Source organism: Vibrio sp. 1401 (genome assembly GCF_033340295.1).
In genome coordinates this window covers 1-597 of the sequence record NZ_JAWOWF010000571.1, presented here as the reverse complement: position 1 = coordinate 597, position 597 = coordinate 1, and the positions used below count along the sequence as shown (strand labels likewise).

General features: G+C 44.4%; 1 protein-coding gene. It reads left to right on the top strand.

What is annotated here, in order from left to right; all coding sequences use genetic code 11:
- The coding region (locus R7Z77_RS26885; RefSeq protein ID WP_318137244.1) for an extracellular solute-binding protein at positions 1–584 on the top strand (584 nt) is incomplete at its 5' end.
- Between the last annotated feature and the right edge of the window lie 13 nt (positions 585–597).

The window sequence follows — 597 nt, the reverse complement described above, 5'->3', positions numbered from 1 at the left end:
AATTCATTCAGAAGTTCTATGACTCTAAAGTATTCCCTACAGGCATCATTGGTAATAACGGGCTTAATGCTATCGATTCACTATTCACGTCGGGCAAAGCAGCGATTGTTCAAACTGGTCCTTGGGCGCTCCAGCCTTACAAAGAAGCAGGGATCAACTACGGTGTAGCGCCTCTTCCAAAATTACCATCTGGTGAGCAAATGGGTTCATTTATGGGGGTTAAGAGTTACAGCATTTCCACTTTCTCGAAAAACAAACCATTAGCGCAAGAGTTTATTACGTTCGTCAATAACTATGACAATGCGAAGCGCCGTTTTGAATTAACTGGAGAGGTTCCGGCAGTGACAAAATTGGTGGACGATCCTGTTATCAAGAATGACCCAGGAGCAAGTGCTGTAGCGATGCAATCCATTCACGCTACGTCTATGCCTTCCATTCCAGAAATGAACGAAGTGTGGGGCCCTGCGAACAGCGCGCTTCAGTTGATCGCAACCAATAAACAAGATGCGAAAAGTGCACTCGACTCTGCAGTAGACAGCATCAATATGCAAATAGAAGCTAACCACGCAATGATGGGCCAATAATTTAAAGATATTG